At 37.4% G+C, this 1,722-nt stretch carries 1 protein-coding gene and 2 pseudogenes; all 3 read right to left on the reverse strand.

Features of this window, described 5'->3' with window-relative positions; genetic code table 11:
- Positions 1 to 648: pseudogene (locus V5N63_RS00555) on the reverse strand (phospho-sugar mutase); the annotation flags it as partial.
- A gap of 41 nt (positions 649 to 689) precedes the next feature.
- Entirely contained in the window at positions 690 to 1,391 is a 702-nt protein-coding gene (locus V5N63_RS00560; RefSeq protein ID WP_332032063.1) for a GIN domain-containing protein, read from the reverse strand.
- 4 nt (positions 1,392 to 1,395) lie between these two features.
- Positions 1,396 to 1,722, reverse strand: a pseudogene (locus V5N63_RS00565) (glycosyltransferase); the annotation flags it as partial.

The raw sequence follows: 1,722 nt of genomic DNA on the forward strand, positions 1-1,722 counted from the left end.
TTTCTGATAAAGCGAATTTTCCATGCAGGCATTGATATAAACATCATCCTGTTCTTCGCCGATCCACTCAATTAAATCATCGTTTCCGTTGAATTTAATATCCTCAAATTTTGTAGCATAGACTTCTTTAATAATGTTTTCGTCATCAGGCGGAACAATCTGCGCTCCGTCATTCCAATATACTTTGTAACCGTTGTATTCAGGCGGATTGTGAGACGCGGTAAGAACGATTCCTGCATTACATTTTTTGTCGCGAACGGTGAAAGAAAGTTCAGGAGTCGGACGGTGTTCTTTGAAAAGTAAAACCTTAATTCCGTTGGCTGTAAGCACATCTGCGCACATTTTCCCGAATTCTTTGGAATTGTTACGTACATCATAAGCGATCGCCACCTTAATTTCCTGATCAGGAAACTGAGAATGAAGATAATTTGCCAAACCCTGAGTGGCCTGACCAAGCGTGTATTTGTTGAGTCGGTTGGTGCCTACTCCCATAATTCCGCGCATTCCGCCGGTTCCGAATTCTAATTCCCGGTAAAAAGAATCTTCAAGATCATCAGAATTTGTATCGATCCAGGTTTGGATGGTATTTTTTGTTTCTTCGTCGAAAGTGCCTGTAAGCCAGAGTTTTGCTTTTTCTAAAGTTGTCATCTTTTTTATATTTGATAGCGTTTATATTATTTTATCTGGAGCTAATCCATTTTTTTGTTCTGTACGGTAGCTGTTTTATCGATGGTAAATGCGCGGATCGGATCATTATAATACACCATTTTCGCCGTGTTTTTTATATCTCCTTTTAATGAATCTTTTACATTTACTTCAGCATAATTTCCATTTTTAGACTCAATTTTCAAATTTTCAATAATCCAGTAAGGAGCGATCATGCTTGCCGTATCCGAAATTTTCAGCACGGCATCTTTTGTATTGCCTAAGAAGTTTGCGCGGCTTTTTCCCGTCATATCCACTTCTGCCCGGCGGGAATTTACGGATCCAATAAATTTACCATTATTTTTTAAATTCAGCCGGAAGTTGTCGGTTTTAATTTCGCTTGAAATATTCATTTCTACAGAATCAGCAATCGAAACTTTTTCTAAATTATATTTGGAATAAACGGTAATATTATAGAAGTCAACATTTTGTGTCTTACGTTTTTCTTCGATGTTGAGCGTTTTGTCTTTTACTTTGATTTTAAGATTATTTAAAATGTTCGGGTAAGTTTCTACATTCACAAAACTGCTGTCGCTTTTGATGTAAAACAGCCGAAACTTCCCTTCAAGATTAAGATTCACAAATTCTTCGAGCGGGATATTTTTGTTTTCTATTTTTCCTTTCGGAGAGATTTCGCCACAGGACATAACAGAAAAAGCAAGGAGTAAAATAAACAGGTTTTTCATTTGATTAAATGACTTCGTCGATATTATAATTTTTGTGTTCGCGGTTGGTTCTGATGATCATTTCACCCAAAAATCCTGCAATGAAGAGTAGCGTACCGAGAATCATCATCGTTAAAGCAATGAAAAACCAGGCATTATTGGTCAGCAAATGACCATAAATTCCTCTGGAAACATCAATTAATTTTGAAACTCCCAGCCAGAAAGCAGATAAAAATCCTACGATAAACATCAGCGTTCCTACGGCGCCAAAAAAGTGCATCGGTCTGCCGCCAAAACGGCTTACGAACCAAAGGGTAATTAAATCCAGAAATCCACGAACAAAACGTTCTGT

This window comes from Kaistella sp. (genome assembly GCF_032060305.1).
GTDB lineage: Bacteria > Bacteroidota > Bacteroidia > Flavobacteriales > Weeksellaceae > Kaistella > Kaistella yananensis.